12 protein-coding genes are annotated in these 15516 nt (G+C 64.5%); 8 read left to right on the top strand and 4 right to left on the bottom strand.

What is annotated here, in order from left to right:
• Positions 1-339 precede the first annotated feature (339 nt).
• On the bottom strand, positions 340-1428 hold the full coding sequence (locus F7P65_RS12640; RefSeq protein ID WP_150292216.1) for an anhydro-N-acetylmuramic acid kinase: 1089 nt from the start codon (positions 1426-1428) through the stop codon (positions 340-342).
• 53 nt (positions 1429-1481) lie between these two features.
• Here F7P65_RS12640 and tyrS point away from each other — a divergent pair, with 53 nt between their 5' ends.
• Both tyrS and F7P65_RS12630 read left to right on the top strand, forming a co-directional pair.
• On the top strand, positions 1482-2699 hold the full coding sequence (tyrS, locus tag F7P65_RS12635) for a tyrosine--tRNA ligase (protein ID WP_150292214.1): 1218 nt from the start codon (positions 1482-1484) through the stop codon (positions 2697-2699).
• Positions 2700-2775: 76 nt separating this feature from the next.
• Entirely contained in the window at positions 2776-3129 is a 354-nt protein-coding gene (locus tag F7P65_RS12630; RefSeq protein ID WP_150292212.1) for a PilZ domain-containing protein, read from the top strand.
• On the opposite strand, the gene F7P65_RS12625 is transcribed toward F7P65_RS12630, so the two are convergent.
• Positions 3101-4180 carry a mechanosensitive ion channel family protein gene (locus F7P65_RS12625; RefSeq protein ID WP_150292210.1) on the bottom strand — a complete coding sequence of 360 codons (1080 nt, stop codon included), beginning with the start codon at positions 4178-4180 and terminating at the stop codon, positions 3101-3103. The two genes, F7P65_RS12630 and F7P65_RS12625, sit on opposite strands and share 29 nt — an antisense overlap.
• 99 nt (positions 4181-4279) lie before the next feature.
• Entirely contained in the window at positions 4280-6343 is a 2064-nt protein-coding gene (gene recG, locus F7P65_RS12620) for an ATP-dependent DNA helicase RecG (protein ID WP_150292208.1), read from the bottom strand.
• Between the two features lie 101 nt (positions 6344-6444).
• Here recG and F7P65_RS12615 point away from each other — a divergent pair, with 101 nt between their 5' ends.
• The 4 genes from F7P65_RS12615 (at position 6445) to F7P65_RS12600 (ending at position 11509) form a co-directional block, all read left to right on the top strand.
• Positions 6445-6714, top strand: a complete 270-nt coding sequence (locus F7P65_RS12615) for an FAD assembly factor SdhE (RefSeq protein WP_150292411.1) — start codon at positions 6445-6447, stop codon at positions 6712-6714.
• A gap of 89 nt (positions 6715-6803) precedes the next feature.
• Complete coding sequence (gene mfd, locus F7P65_RS12610) at positions 6804-10265, top strand: transcription-repair coupling factor (protein WP_150292409.1); 3462 nt, start codon at positions 6804-6806, stop codon at positions 10263-10265.
• A 115-nt stretch (positions 10266-10380) separates the two neighbouring features.
• Positions 10381-10791, top strand: a complete 411-nt coding sequence (locus F7P65_RS12605; RefSeq protein ID WP_150292206.1) for a hypothetical protein — start codon at positions 10381-10383, stop codon at positions 10789-10791.
• A gap of 28 nt (positions 10792-10819) precedes the next feature.
• Positions 10820-11509: a TorF family putative porin gene (locus tag F7P65_RS12600; RefSeq protein ID WP_338053902.1), complete on the top strand. Its 690-nt coding sequence runs from the start codon at positions 10820-10822 to the stop codon at positions 11507-11509.
• Here the strand turns inward: F7P65_RS12600 and F7P65_RS12595 are convergent.
• Entirely contained in the window at positions 11498-13510 is a 2013-nt protein-coding gene (locus F7P65_RS12595) for a putative bifunctional diguanylate cyclase/phosphodiesterase (protein WP_150292202.1), read from the bottom strand. The genes F7P65_RS12600 and F7P65_RS12595 overlap by 12 nt on opposite strands.
• A 148-nt stretch (positions 13511-13658) precedes the next feature.
• Between F7P65_RS12595 and moaA the strand changes: the two genes are divergently transcribed.
• Entirely contained in the window at positions 13659-14669 is a 1011-nt protein-coding gene (gene moaA, locus F7P65_RS12590) for a GTP 3',8-cyclase MoaA (protein ID WP_150292200.1), read from the top strand.
• Positions 14666-15442: an NAD kinase gene (locus tag F7P65_RS12585; RefSeq protein WP_150292198.1), complete on the top strand. Its 777-nt coding sequence runs from the start codon at positions 14666-14668 to the stop codon at positions 15440-15442. Before moaA ends, F7P65_RS12585 begins: the two co-directional genes overlap by 4 nt.
• Positions 15443-15516 lie beyond the last annotated feature (74 nt).

Raw genomic sequence — 15516 nt, 5'->3', positions numbered from 1 at the left:
CGAAAGAATTAGCCTCTGGATTATTCAACATGAACATCCGTTCATCGAAGCCGACCAAGAGAATTTAGGGCTGATTTCTATGGCATTACATGGATTGCGCGAGCGGCAGCCGAAGAATGGCCGCCGGATTATCAGGCGATATGTGCCAAATGGACGATCAAATTCCCGCTTGGCCGGATCGCGGTTCCGCCTTGCACGATCGAAGATGACCGATTTTTAATGCGCGTGGCGGTTGAAATGCGCGCTTCGCGGACGCATTTCGCGCCGGTTTTTCGCATTGAACCATGCGACAACAAAGTCTGGAGCGCGCGCCCTGCGTCCGATTTAACGCAGCGCGCTTTAGGCGGGATCGAACAGAATTCCGCCACCCATGGGCTGCGGCGCACCCGTGGTGCCGGGAAAGCTGATCGGCAGATTCTTCAGGTGGCGGACGGCCATATAGGCGAAGCCCTGCGCCTCCAGCGCGTCGCCGTCCCAGCCCAGTTCATCCACGGCCCGGATCTGCGCGCCGGAGTAACGGGCCAGCATCTCCATCAGCGTGGCATTGTGGCGGCCACCGCCGGCCACGTAGATATGCTTCGGCCGCTCGGGAAGATGCTCCATCCCCTTGGCGACGGCTGCGGCGGAAAAGGCCGTGAGCGTCGCGGCGCCATCCTCCAGGGAAAGGCCGCGGGTGGCTTCGATGGTGAAGGCCTCGCGGTCGATGCTCTTGGGCGGGGCCATGGCGAACCAGGGATCGGAGAGCATCTCCACGAGACGGGCTTCATCGATCCGGCCTGTTGCAGCGGTGGCGCCGTTTTCATCGAAATCGCGGTCGCTGTGCGTCTGCATCCAGTTGTCGATCAGCGCGCTGGCCATGCCGGTGTCGAAAGCGATTATCTCTCCGGCCGAACCGATGGCCGTGATGTTGGCCACACCGCCAAGGTTCAGAATGGCGACGGGTTTGGGCAGATCATGCGCGAGGGCGCGGTGATAGACCGGGAGCAGCGGCGCGCCCTGCCCTCCCGCCGTGACGTCGGCGCTGCGCAGGTCGCCGACGACCGGAATGCCGAAAGCGCCCGCCAGCGCGGCGCCGTCCCCAATCTGCCAGGTCCAGCGCCTTTCCGGACGATGCGCAACCGTGTGGCCGTGGAAGCCGATCACGGCGACGTCCTGCGCGGTGGTGCCGCTGCGGGCGAGGAGGTCGGTGACGGCCTCCACATGAAGTTCGGTCAGTTCTTCCTCAACCGCGTAGATCAAGGGTTCGAAACCGGGCTTTTCCATCGCCATGGCCCGCTGGCAGGCTTCGGCGAGACGCAGGCGGAACCCCGGAGTGTAGGGCATCGCGTGGAAGGCAATGCCTTTGCTGACGCCTTCTCCATCGGTGTCGATCAACGCGGCGTCGATCCCGTCGCGCGAAGTGCCCGACATCAGGCCTATTGCCAGCATGAAATTGTCCCACCTCTTTTACAGTCGCTCCCTCAATGCTACAGGCGCGCGCCATGAGCAACTACCAGTCCGATCTGCTCCGCCTGCTCGAAGCGCGCGGTTACATTCATCAATTGACCGACGCGGAGGGGCTGGACGCCCTTGCCGCCAGGCAGATCGTGCCGGGCTATATCGGCTTCGATCCGACTGCGCCGTCGCTGCATGTCGGGCATCTGGTGTCGATCATGATGCTGCGCCAGTTGCAGAAGGCCGGGCACAAGCCGATCGTCCTGATGGGCGGCGGCACCGGCAAGATCGGCGATCCCAGCTTCAAGGACGAGGCGCGCAAGCTGCTGACGACCGACCTGATCGCGGAGAATGTGGCCAGCATCAAGCGCGTGTTCGAACGGTTCCTGACCTTTGGCGACGGGCCGAGCGATGCAATCATGCTCGACAATGCGGAGTGGCTGGACCGCCTCGAATATATCCCGTTCCTGCGGGACATCGGGCAGCATTTCTCGGTCAACCGGATGCTCAGCTTCGATTCGGTGAAGCTGCGGCTGGATCGCGAGCAGTCGCTGAGTTTCCTGGAGTTCAATTACATGATCCTCCAGGCCTATGATTTTCTGGAGCTGTCGCGGCGTTCGGCCTGCCGGTTGCAGATGGGCGGGTCGGATCAGTGGGGCAATATCGTCAATGGCGTCGAACTGGCCCGGCGTGTGGATGGCACGCAGGTGTTCGGTCTCACCACGCCGCTGCTGACCAACGCCGACGGCACGAAGATGGGCAAGACCGTCGGCGGCGCGGTGTGGCTGAACGAGGATCAGCTTTCCAGCTACGATTATTGGCAGTTCTGGCGGAACACCGCTGACGCCGATGTGGCGAACCGGCTGCGACTGTTCACCGACCTGCCCATGGATGAAGTGGAGCGGCTGGCGGCGCTGGAGGGTGCGGAGATCAACGAGGCGAAGAAGATCCTCGCCAATGAGGCGACCGCGCTGTGCCGGGGGATCGCGGCGGCGGAGGCCGCGGCGGAGACGGCGCGGCGGACCTTCGAGGAAGGCGCTTCGGATGCCAATCTGCCGACGGTCAGCCTGGGGTCGGAGGGGCTGAATGTCGTTCAGGGCACCACGGCGCTGGGCTTTGCAACCTCCAACAAGGAAGTGCGGCGCAAACTCTCCGAAGGCGCCATTCGCGTGAATGGCGAGGTTGTCAGCGATCCGGCCCTGGTTCTGAAGGCAGGGGACAAGGTCAGCTTCGGCGCGAAGAAGCACGGGCTGGTAACCGCTTGAATTGAAATGAGCGCTAACGACGCATTAACCGGATCGGGTAAGGAAGGGGCCATCTTCCTTACGCTAATCTTTCCCCATGCCTTCGGTGTTCGCAAGCCTTACCCATCTTAACAAGTCGCGGGACCCTTCGATCGATCAGCGGCGGGTTCCGCGTGATCTGGTCGATATGGTCAGCCATATCACCGCCGATGGCCGCACCCATGGGGCGCGGATCATCAATATCTCCCCTTTGGGATTGATGTCCCGGACCGATGCGCAATTGGACATCGGCCAGCGGATCACGATCTGGCTGCCGGTCGCGAAGGATCATGCCGGGGAAGTGCGCTGGGCCGAGGATGGGCGGCTGGGCGTCGAGTTTCTGGAGCGGATCGAGCAGTCCATGTATGACGCAATGCTCTCGCTCATCCCACCCCGGCAAACGGCCTGGTAAAGCCCTCCCCCACTTCCAGGCGCTGACGCGACCGGACCAGCGCTTCGGGCATTTCCGTGCGCAGAAATTGCATCATCGCTTCGCGGACTTCGCAGCGTAGGTCGAAGGCCGTGCCGGCATTGCGGGCGCTGAGGAGGCCGCGCAATTCCAGCGCATCGGCGCGGTGGTCCGTGACCTGCAGGATCGCGACCCGACCGTCCCAGCGATGGTTGGATTTGACTGTTTCGATGAACCTTGCGCGGATTGGTTCTATGTCGGTGGCGGGATCGACATAGAGGAATATGGTTCCCAACAGGTCGGACGTTGTCGTCGTCCAGTTCTGGAATGGCTTTTCAAGGAAATAGGATACCGGGACGATCAGGCGGCGATCGTCCCAGAGGCGCACCACGACATAGGTAAGCTTGATATCCTCCACCCTGCCCCATTCGCCCTCCACGATCAGCACATCGTCCAGCCGGATCGGTTCGGAAAAGGCCATCTGGATACCCGCGATCAGGTTCTTGAGCGCTGGTTGGGCCGCTGCGCCTATGGCGAGACCCGCAAGGCCCGCTGACGCCATCAGGGTAACGCCGATGGCGCGGACGCCCGGAATGGCGATCAGCATCAGCGAGAGGATGATGAAGCCGATGACGAACTGCGTCACGCGGTAAAGGATGCGGACGCGCGTATGCTGACGGCGCGCCTTCAGATTGTCCTCCACCGTGATGTCGCTTCGGCGTTCGATAAGGATGCGACCCGCGCGCATGGCCGCGAAAATCAACCATCCCACCAGCAAAATGAACAGCATCTGGGCGGCGATGGTCCAGATCGCCTCCACCTTCGGGGTGAAGGTCAGCGGCTGGATTCCGGCGGCCAGTGTCATCAGCACGATCAGCCAGCGGGTCGGATGATAGAGGGCGGGAAGAATGACCGGTTCTATCCCCATTTTACGGACGATACGGGCAGCGATCCAATAAGCGAGCCCGTGCAGCAGGAAGGCGATGGCGACCGACAAGGCGATGGAGATCGCAGCCGTCGGCGTTATGTGGTTAAGGCTGATGTCCGATTGCATGAGCACGCAACGGCTCGGCTTCTGGATGGTTTCGCGGTTGCAGCAATTGTGAGCTTTGACTGGGTGAAACGTTCTTCCGCAAAGGCAGGAGCATTTGCCCTAACCGCTCCGAAGCAATCCGACCGCTGCGTCGCGTTCGAAGAGATAGAGGCAGGTTCTGGCCGCCTCCCCCCTCGCTTCGGTAAGGCCGCCGTCGCGGTCGATCAGGAGATGGGCGTCATCCCGAGCGGAATCGAGCAGGGTCGAAAGATGTTCGGGGGTGGCGAGTTTCAACTGCGCTTCGCCGGACTGGCGGGTGCCGAGAATTTCTCCCGCCCCCCGTAATCGCAGATCTTCTTCGGCGATGCGGAAGCCGTCATTGGTTTCGCGCATCAGCGCGAGACGCGCGCGGCTGGTTTCGCTTAGTGCGGCGCCGCGCAGGAGGATGCAGACCGAATGGTTCTGGCCTCGGCCTACGCGGCCCCGAAGCTGATGGAGCTGGGCAAGGCCGAAGCGTTCGGCCCCTTCTATGATGATGAGGTTGCTGTTGGGCACGTCGACGCCGACCTCGATGACGGTCGTGGCGACAAGGATTTTCGTGCGGGCCGACGCAAAGGACGCCATCGCGGCGTCCTTTTCCGGGCCTTTCATGCGGCCGTGGACAAGGCCCACAAGATCGCCGAAGCGCATCTTCAGCATTTCGGCGCGGGCTTCGGCGGCGGCCTGATCGCTGGTTTCGCTTTCCTCGACCAGCGGACAGACCCAATAGGCCTGACCGCCGCCCTCGATATGGCGGGCGAGGGCTTCGACCACTTCGTCAAGGCGGTTGGCGGACATCACGACGGTCTGGATCGGCTGGCGTCCCGGCGGCATCTCATCGAGGCGGGAGACGTCCATCTCGCCATAATAGGTCAATGTCAGTGTGCGCGGGATGGGGGTCGCGGTCATCACCAGCAGATGCGGCGTCCGCTCGGCCTTGGCGGCGAGCATCATGCGCTGGGCGACGCCGAAGCGATGCTGTTCGTCAATCACCGCAAGGGCGAGATTCCTGTAGCGGACGGCGTCCTGAAAAATGGCGTGGGTGCCGACAAGAATGTCGATGCTGCCGTCCGCGAGGCCCATCAGGGTGGATTCGCGGGCCTTGCCCTTTTCCCGACCGGTGAGGATGGCGATGGTGACGGGCAGGCCCGACGCCATCTTGCGCAGCGTTTCATAATGCTGGCGGGCGAGGATTTCCGTGGGGGCGAGGAGTGCGCCTTGAGCACCCGCCTCCACCGTGTTGAGAAGCGCCATCAGGGCGACCAGCGTCTTGCCCGAGCCGACATCGCCTTGCAGCAGGCGGAGCATCGGGACGGGTTGGGCCATGTCGCCTTCGATCTCCATGAAGGCGCGGCGCTGGGCGCCGGTCGGGGCGAAGGGCAGTTGGAGCATGGCGCGCAGGCGGCCGTCTCCGGCGATGGGAACGCCCTTGCGCTTGCGGGAGGACTGGCGGACGAGCATCAGCGCGAGTTGGCCGGCGAAAATTTCGTCATAGGCGAGGCGTTCGCGGGCCTTGGCGTCGCTGGGGTCGGCGTGGATGCGGGTCAGGGCTTCGCGCCACGTGGGCCAGCCCTTTTGGCCGAGCAGGCTGGGTTCGATCCATTCGGGAAGGTCCGGGGCGCGGCTCAGCGATTGCGTGACCAGATCGCGCAGGCGGTTGTTGGTGAGGCCTTCGGACAAGCCATAGACCGGCTCGCGCGCGGGAATGGTGGCGGCTTCCTCCGGCGGGAGGACATAGTCGGGATGGACGATCTGGAGATTGTCGCCATAGGCCTCCAGCTTCCCGGAGATGAATTTGGGTTCGTTCAACGGCAACAGCTTGCGGGGCCAGGCGCTGTTGCGGCCGAAATAGACCAGCGCGACGCTGTTGCCGTGCTTGTCCTGCGCAATGACGCGAAAAGGCGCGCGGGCGCTGCCGGAGGCGCGATAATCGGTGGGGGTGAGTTCGATGCCGATGACGCGACCTGAGTCGGAAAGAATCAATTCGTCCACCATGCGGCGGTCGATGAAGCTGACCGGCAGGTGGAAGGCGACGTCCACGGCGCGGGCCAGGCCGAGCCGCTCCAGCGGTTTGGCGAGCGCCGGCCCAACGCCTTTCAGCGCTTCGATTTCGGTGAAGAGTGGGTTGAGGATATCGGGTCGCATGGTTATGGCCCATGGCTGTAGCCCAGCCGGGATGGTGGTTCAAACATCCGATAGGATTTTGGCGATCGGCGGTTTTGGCATGTCCGGTTAAGGAACAAATTGTGAACGAAGATCCCCGCATCCGCCGCCTGCAATTCCGGGCCTGGCATCGTGGCATCAAGGAAGCGGACCTCGCCGTGGGCGGGTATTTCGACCGTTACCATGCCGGGTGGGGCGAAGAGGAACTCGATTGGTTCGAACGGTTTATCGAAGAACAGGATGCCGACATCATGGCCTGGGCCCTGGGGACGCTGCCGCTGCCGGATGAGTGGCGCGGACCGATGTGGGACAAGTTTGTGCAGATGGATTTTGTGGAGATCGGGAAGAAATAAGCGCCCTTCCCACCCTTGCGCATTTCCCTGCACCCGCCTGCGGCTGGTCCCCCTCCCTATCTCACGATGGGAGGATTGAAGAGTGAATGATGACCGATCTTCTGAAAATCCTCAAAGCCTCCGCACCCATGACCCTCTCCGGGGTTCCGGCCGGGTTTCAGCCCTGGTTGCTGGCGGATATTGCCCGGGCGGCGCCTTCTCGCGCCCTGTTCGTCGCGCCCGACGAGCAACTCATGCGGGCGGTCGCGGATACGGCGCATTATTTCGCGCCGGAGATCGAGATTGTCGAAATTCCCGCCTGGGACTGCCTGCCCTATGACCGCGCCAGTCCTTCGCTGCGCACGGCTTCGGCGCGCTTGGCAGGGCTTTATGCGCTTCAGGGCAAGCCCAAGGGTCCGCAGCTCGTCCTGACCACGCTCAATGCGTTGACGCAGCGGACCCTCACCCCGTTCCGCGTCAGGCAACTGGTCGCGAAGCTCGCGCCCAAGGAGCGGATCGCGATTTCGCGGCTCGCCGATATGTTGCAAGCCAATGGCTATGTGCGCACCGACACCGTGCATGACCGGGGCGAGTTCGCCATTCGTGGCGGCATTGTCGACCTGTTCCCCGGCGGCGAGGAACAGCCGCTGCGGCTGGATTTCTTCGGGGATGAGATTGAGACGGTGCGGCGTTTCGACCCCGCCGACCAGCGGACCAGCGGCAGTGTCGAGGGCTTCACGCTGCTGCCCGCATCCGAGGCTTTGCTGGACGAGGAAACGATCAAGCGCTTTCGCGGGCGCTATCGCGAGACGTTCGGGGCGACGGCGACGGGCGACCCGCTCTATCAGGCGGTGAGCGACGGCCGGCGCTTGGCCGGCATGGAGCATTGGCTGCCGCTGTTCGAGGAACGGCTGGTGCCGATGACCGAGCATCTGGGCGACGATACGCTGGTCGTGCTGGACCATGGCGTGGCGGGCGCGGCCGAGGCGCGGTTCGAAGCGATCCGGGACTATCATGCCAACCGCGTGCAGGCGAAGTCCTCCGATCCGGGGGCATATCGGCCGCTGGAACCGAAGGCGCTCTATCTGGACGCCGATGAGTGGACAGCGACTGTCCGCGAATGGCCGATGCATGAGACGACGCCTTTTCATGAGCCGGAGAGCGCCTCCGTTCTGGATTTCGCCGTCGATGGGCCGCGTGATTTCGCGCCGGAGCGGGCGCAGAACGCCAATGTCTATGAGGCGGTGGGCAAGCATATCGCGTCGCTCCAGCGGGCGAAGAAGAAGGTGGTCATCGCCAGCTATTCCGGGGGCGCGCGGGAGCGGCTTTCGGGGCTGCTGGCCGATCATGGGCTGAAGCGGATTGCGGCGGCGGATAGCTGGCAGGAGGCTTTGGGGATAGCGGCCGGCGGCAGCACGGTGCTGACCGTGTTGCCGCTCGACCATGGCTTTACCGCGCCCGATGTGGCGGTGCTGACCGAGCAGGATATGCTGGGCGACCGGCTGGTGCGGCGTGCGAAGCGGAAGAAAAATGCCGACGCGTTCCTGCAAGAGCTGGCGACGCTCTCACCGGGCGATCTGGTCGTGCATATGGACCATGGCATTGGCCGCTATGAGGGGCTGACGCAGATTCCGGTCGCCAAGGCGGCGCATGACTGCGTGGCGCTAGAATATGCGGGCGGCGACAAGCTGTATGTGCCGGTGGAGAATCTGGAGGTTCTCTCCCGCTATGGGTCCGACAGCGAAGGCGTGAGCCTCGACAAGCTGAGCGGCGAGGCGTGGCAGCGGCGCAAGGCGCGAATGAAGGAGCGCATCCGCGAGATTGCGGGGGAATTGCTCAAGACGGCGGCGGAGCGGGCGCTTCGGGCGGCTACGGTGGCCGAGCCGGACAGCGCGGGCTATCCGGCGTTCGTGGACCGCTTCCCCTATCAGGAAACCGAGGATCAGGACCGCGCCATCATGGACGTGGTCGAGGATCTGGGCGCCGGGCGGCCGATGGACCGGCTGGTGTGCGGCGATGTGGGCTTCGGCAAGACGGAGGTCGCCCTGCGCGCTGCTTTCGTGGCGGCGATGGCGGGGATGCAGGTGGTGGTGATCTGCCCGACCACCCTGCTCGCCCGGCAGCATCATATGAATTTCGAGGAGCGCTTCCGGGGCTTTCCGGTGAATATCGGGCGCCTGTCGCGGCTAGTGCCGGATAAGGAGGCCAAGGCCGTCAAGGCCGGGCTGGCCGATGGGACCATCGATATTGTGGTCGGCACCCATGCGCTGCTGGCCAAGGGGCTGGAGTTCAAGCGGTTGGGCCTCGTCATTGTTGACGAGGAACAGCGGTTCGGCGTGACGCACAAGGAGCGGCTGAAGAGCCTCAAGACCGATGTGCATGTGCTGACGCTGACGGCGACGCCCATTCCCCGGACGTTGCAAATGGCGATGTCGGGGCTTCGCGAACTGTCCGTCATTCAGACTCCGCCGGTCGATCGTCTGGCGGTGCGGACCTACATCATGCCCTGGGATGGCGTAGTGATCCGCGAGGCGCTGCTCCGCGAGCATTATCGGGGCGGGCAGAGCTTCTTCGTGGTGCCGCGCATCGCCGATCTGACCGAGGTGGAGGAGTTCCTGCGCACCGAAGTGCCGGAGGTGAAGCCCATCGTTGCTCACGGCCAGATGAGCGCGACCGAGGTCGAGGAGCGCATGTCGGCCTTCTACGACAAGCGTTACGATGTGCTGCTGTCGACCACGATTGTTGAGAGTGGCCTCGACATTCCTTCGGCCAATACGCTGATCATCCATCGGGCGGATCGCTTTGGGCTGGCGCAGTTGTACCAGCTTCGCGGGCGCGTCGGGCGATCGAAGGCGCGGGCCTATGCCTATTTCACGACGCCCGCGAACAGGATCATCACCGAGACCGCCGAGAAGCGGCTGAAAGTGTTGTCCGATCTGGATACGCTGGGCGCCGGGTTCCAGTTGGCCAGCCACGACCTCGACATTCGCGGCGCGGGCAATCTGGTCGGGGACGAGCAGTCGGGCCATATCAAGGAGGTCGGCTTCGAACTCTACCAGTCGATGCTGGAGGATGCGATCCTGGAGGCCAAGGCAGGTGGCGCGGGGATCGAGAAGCGCGACAGCTTCTCGCCGCAGATCAGCGTGGACGCGCCGATCCTGATCCCGGAGGACTATGTGCCCGATCTCGACCTGCGCATGGGGTTGTACCGGCGCTTGAACGAGGTCGAGGACCGGCAGGGGCTGGAGGCCTTTGCCGCCGAACTGATCGACCGCTTCGGCAAGCTGCCCGCGCCGACGCAAAATCTGTTCAAGATCATCGAGATCAAGCAGAATTGCCTCACCGCCAATATCTCCAAGATCGACGTGGGCGCCAAGGGCGCGCTGGTCAGCTTCTTCGAGGATCGCTTCCCCCGGCCCGAAGCGCTGGTGGCCTATATTCAGCGGTTGAATGGCGTCGCGCGACTGCGGCCCGACAGCAAGGTCGTGGTGAACCGGGCCTGGGCCGATCCGGCAGCGCGGCTGAACGGCGCGCTGCAATTGTCGAAGGGACTGGCGAAGGCGGCGGGCTAGTTCCGTCGCCAGCACTCTTTGTCATGCCGCAGAAAAATGTCAGCAACAGTCGCAACCTACATCCTGCCGCGATGACCGGGCAGCAAAGTCCGGCGTCGAGCAGGAGAATTTTTGCATGAGTTTGACCCTTATCGCGCTGGCGACCGCAACCGCGACGCACAGCGTCCAGATCGATCATCGTGGCACGCCCGTGCAGGCCATCTACAGCGCACGGACGGAAATCCGCACCAAGACCGTGGGCGCCAAGACCCCCAACCGGATGGACATGCAACGGTGCCAGTGGACCGCGACCGTCATGGTCGACCGCGCGCTCAGCCATGCGCCTGCGCTGAGCCGCACTGTTTCGAGCGACAGGCAGTTTTCCGGCAGCGAGCATGGCGCCTGCACGCCGGGGCGTCAGTCGGGCGAACGCAATCTGACGCAGCATGAGCGCGCGATCCGCGACCATCTGATCTCGGTTGCGGAGACGGACCGGGCGCCGCTTCTGGCTGAACTCGATGCGGTCCGTAATCTTGCCTCGAACTGAGAAAAAGCTGGCGCTGGCATGCGCCCTGATGGGTTGCGCCAGCGCCGGTCCCGCCCTGGCCCAATATGCTGACGGGGTTTCTGCGACGGTCGAGGTCGCGAGCGACGAGCGACGCCGGGGCCTGAGTTGGAGCGATGGCGATCCGGTGCTGCGCGGAACCCTTTCAGTGCCGGTGGCGCAGGGCCTGAGCCTGGATGGTACAGCGGTTTCGCTATGGGGAAGCGACCGGCATGGCGGCGCGGATGCCGCAGTCGATCTGGGCGCGACCTTTGCGCGGCAGATCGGTGGATGGCGGCTGTCCGCTGAGGGACGCTACCATCTGTTTCCGGGCGCGTCCGGGCAGGGCTATGGTGAAATGGGCGTCGGTGCGGGATTTCTGATTGGCCCGGCCAGCGTTGATCTCAATGGCAGCTATGCACCCCGACAATCGTCCATTGGCGGGGATAATCTCTATCTGTCGGCGTCGGTGGCGGCAGGAGTACCGGGAACGCCTTTCACCGTTTCGGCGCGGGTCGGCCGGTCTTCGGGGGACGTTCGCGATCCGGCCCGGGCCGCGCGATTGCGGCCGGATGGCAGCTATTGGGACCATGGCGTCAGCGTCGATTATCTGAAAGGGCGCTGGTTCGCCGGATTGCGCTATGCCAACAGCAGCATCGACGGTCCGACGAGCCGTCATGCCGGGGCCAGCCTGATCGGGCGGATCGGCCTAAGCCTTTAGCGCCAGCGCCACGAGATCGGCGGACGACACGCCCGCCGAGCGCAGGAACCCCTGATAATAATCGCAGCCTTCCCGGGCCAGCAGATCGAGCTGCTGTTCGGTCTCCACCCCCTCCGCGATGACGCTGAGGCCGAGCGATTTCGCCATGTGGATGACCCCGCGCACGATGATGCGGTCGCGGGCGGTGCCCGCAATGTCCTGCGCCAGACCGCTGTCGATCTTCAGATAATCGAGCGGCAGGCTTTTCAGATAGGCAAGGCTGGAATAGCCGGTGCCGAAATCGTCCACCGCGACGGCCAGCCCCTCCGCGCGCAAGGCGGTGAGCAGCGCGGTCGCATTGTCCACATCCTCGATCAGGCCGCTTTCGGTGATCTCCACCGTCAGGCGCGAGCGAGGAAAGCCGCTGGTATCGACCAGATTCAGAAATTGCGGCATGAAGCCGGGCTGGGCGATATCGTCCGCCGTGACGTTGATCGACAGGCGCAGATGCGACAGCGCACGCGGCCAGGCGGCGGCCTGACGCAACGCTTCGGCCTGGATATGCGCCGAAAGCGGCAGCATATAGTCGGAACGCTCCGCCGTCGCGAACAGCATGCCCGCGCCCAGCGCCCCATATTGCGGGTGGTTCCAGCGGGCGAGCGCCTCCACCCCCGTCATATGCTCGCTGTCGACCGGATATTGCGGCTGGAACACGATGCCGATCTCACCCCGGTGAAGCGCCAGACGCAGATCGGTTTCAAGCTGGTCCGCATCGACCTGACGGCTGCGCTTTTCAGCGGAGAAGATGCGGATGCCCTCCCCGCCGCCCTGCCGCGCATCGGCCAGAGCGGTTCCAGCACGACGGATAAGATGGGTGGCGTCGTCGTCGGGGCGCGACTGGGCAATGCCGCAGCGCGCGGTGAGGCGAATCAGATGGTCGCCCGCGCTGAACGGACGGCCGATGGCGCCGATCAACTGGCGCGCGAGGAAGGTGGCGCGGTCGGCGGCGGCGGCTTCACCGGTCAGGCCGATGAGAAATTCCGTGCCCGCGATCCGCGCGGCGATGGCGCCGGTCGCCACGTCGACGGTCATCCGCTCGATCCGGCGGGCGATGCGGCCCAGCAGCGCGTCGCCCACAACCTGGCCATAGGCCGCGTTCATCCGGTCGAACTGGCTGATCGAAAGCAGCAGCACCGTGGTTGCCAGTCCCTTGCGCTGGTCCAGCCAGTCGAGCGCAGCCTGGCGCGAGCGCAGGCCGGTCAGGTCGTCCCGGCCGGTCGCGTCATGACCGTGGGCATCGGACAGCCACTCCACATCCGCCGCGACCACGCCGTCGATCAGGCGCAGATGGTGGACCAGCCTGTCGCCGGGACGACCGGACGCGGCATGGGCGAAGGCTTCCGGGCGCCCGCTGCGCATCATGCCGCGCAGCGCCGCGATGACCGAGCGGCGTTCGGAACGCGGCAGGCGACGGATGAAGCGCGCCGGTCCGATGCGCTGACTGTCGAGGCCCAGATGGCGAGCCAGGCTGTCGCTGAGGCGGATGGCGTTCCCTTCCCTCTCCCAGAACAGCGCATCGCCGCGACGAATCCGCTGAGCGCGGCGGCTGTGCGTCACGCCGCCGACGAGCCGGTCGACCAGCCGCTGTGCGGACGCGAGGGTGGCGCGCAGTTCATCCGGGGAAAAAGGCGCGGCAAGATAATGGGTGGCGCCCGCCTCCAGCCACAACGGCACATCGGCCATTTCGCGCCTGTCGACCAGCGCGATCAACGCCCCGCCGCCGGCATCGACCACGGGGGTCATGGCTGCGATCAGCCTTGCACCGCCGTTGCGGGCGCCGCGGATGTCGATCAGGGCGATCTGGGCATCGCTGTGCAGGAAACGCTGCGCGGCATCGGCAGGCCGCCGGGCCGCCATCACGCGCCAGCCCGCCTGCCGCGCGGCATGGGACAGACCGTCGCGGTCGCCCGAAGACAGGATGAAAAGGCTGCGCTGTCCGTCCAGTGCGGTTTCACCGCTCACATGATGCTCCTTGGGGGACGGTCCATTGCCCCTTCCTACCTTATATCGGTTACCGACCTGTTCACGTTGCTGCAACCGGGCTGCAACCGGACTGCAACAGGGCCCCGGTGCCCTTGCATGGCGCAGGTCCATGGCCTAGCTAGGAAATATGGATATGGTCGATCCTGCGCGCACGGCGTTGACCGATGCATTCGGCCGCCGGATCAGCTATTTGCGGATTTCGGTGACGGATCGCTGCGACCTGCGCTGTCGCTACTGCATGGCGGAGCGGATGCAGTTCCTGCCGAAGAATCAGGTACTGACGCTGGAGGAGATCGCGCTGCTGGCCGATCTTTTCATATCGCGGGGCGTCCGGCGGATCAGGCTGACCGGCGGCGAACCGCTGGTGCGGCGGGATATTGTCGATCTGGTGCACCGGATCGGGCGCCATCTGGGCGGCGGACTGGACGAGGTGACGCTGACCACCAACGGCACGCGGCTGGCGCAGCATGCGCAGGCGCTGACCGATGCGGGCGTCCGGCGGATCAATGTCAGCCTGGACAGCCGCGATCCTGATCGTTTCGCCGATGTGACGCGGGGTGGCGATGTACGGGCTGTGATCGACGGCCTGGACGCGGCGCGGGCGGCGGGCCTCTCGGTCAAGATCAACATGGTCGCGCTCCGTGGCGTCAACGAGGATGAAATCCTGCCGATGCTGCATTGGTGCGATCGTCAGGGTTTCGACCTGACGCTGATCGAGACGATGCCGCTGGGCGAAACCGGGGAGGATCGGACGGATCATTATCTGCCGCTGACGCAGGTGGCCGAATCGATCCGCCGGCACCATGCACTGTCCCCTGTCGCGCACCGCACAGGGGGACCTGCACGCTATCATGCCGTCCAGGGGCTGAAAGTGCGCCTGGGACTGATAACGCCGCTGACCCACAATTTCTGTTCCGACTGCAATCGGATGCGCATGACCTGCGAGGGCAAGATCTTCATGTGTCTGGGCCATGAGGATCATGTCGACCTCAAGACCGCCTTGCGCGAGGGCGGGTTGGCCGCCGTGGAACCGTTGATCGACCGCGCCCTGCGGTTGAAGCCCGCGCGCCATGATTTCCGCATCGGGCCGGGCGTCTCGGCCGCGGTGCAGCGGCATATGAGCGTGACCGGAGGATGACGGACGAAGTTCGGCGCGCTCTGGTCGCCTCCCCCACTCCGGCCGCAAAGGCGGCAGAGGAAAGGCTGCGCGCAGCCTATGATTTCGTGCCGGTCGAACAGGCGGACATGATCATCGCGCTGGGCGGCGACGGCTTCATGCTCCAGACGCTGCACTCCATGCTGGAAGGGCGGCGCATCCTGCCGGTGTTCGGGATGAACCTGGGAACCGTGGGCTTCCTGATGAATGAATGGCGGTTGGAGCGGCTGGAACAGCGGATCGAGGCTGCCAAGGCGTTCAAGGTCAATCCACTGCGCATGAATGTCGATACGGTGGATGGCGAACGCTTCTCCATTCCCGCGATCAACGAAGTATCTCTGCTGCGCGAAACGCGCCAGACGGCCAAGCTGGAGGTGAAGGTCAACGACCGCGCCGTCTTGCCGGAACTGGTGTGCGACGGGGTGTTGGTGGCGACGCCGGCGGGATCGACCGCCTATAATCTGTCGGCGCACGGACCGATCCTGCCTTTGGGGTCGGCACTGGTGGCGCTGACGCCGATCAGCCCCTTTCGTCCCCGGCGCTGGCGGGGGGCGATCCTGCCGGAAAATACGGCCATTCAGTTCACCGTGCTCGATCCGGTGAAGCGCCCGGTCAGCGCCGTGGCAGACCAGCGCGAAGTGCGCGACATCGCGCAGGTCGAGGTGAAGATCGACCGTGCGACGCCGCTGACGCTGCTGTTCGACCCCGAACATACGCTGGATGACCGGATCGCGGCGGAACAGTTCATCGCCTGAAAATTTCCGGCAATTGGCGCTTGCCATGTCTGGAAAGCCGCTGCTATAGGCGCGGCCTGCCCAGCGCAAGCCGG

The sequence above is a fragment of the Sphingobium estronivorans genome, assembly GCF_008692605.1.
GTDB lineage: Bacteria > Pseudomonadota > Alphaproteobacteria > Sphingomonadales > Sphingomonadaceae > Sphingobium > Sphingobium estronivorans.
This window is presented reverse-complemented; position numbering and strand designations above follow the sequence as displayed.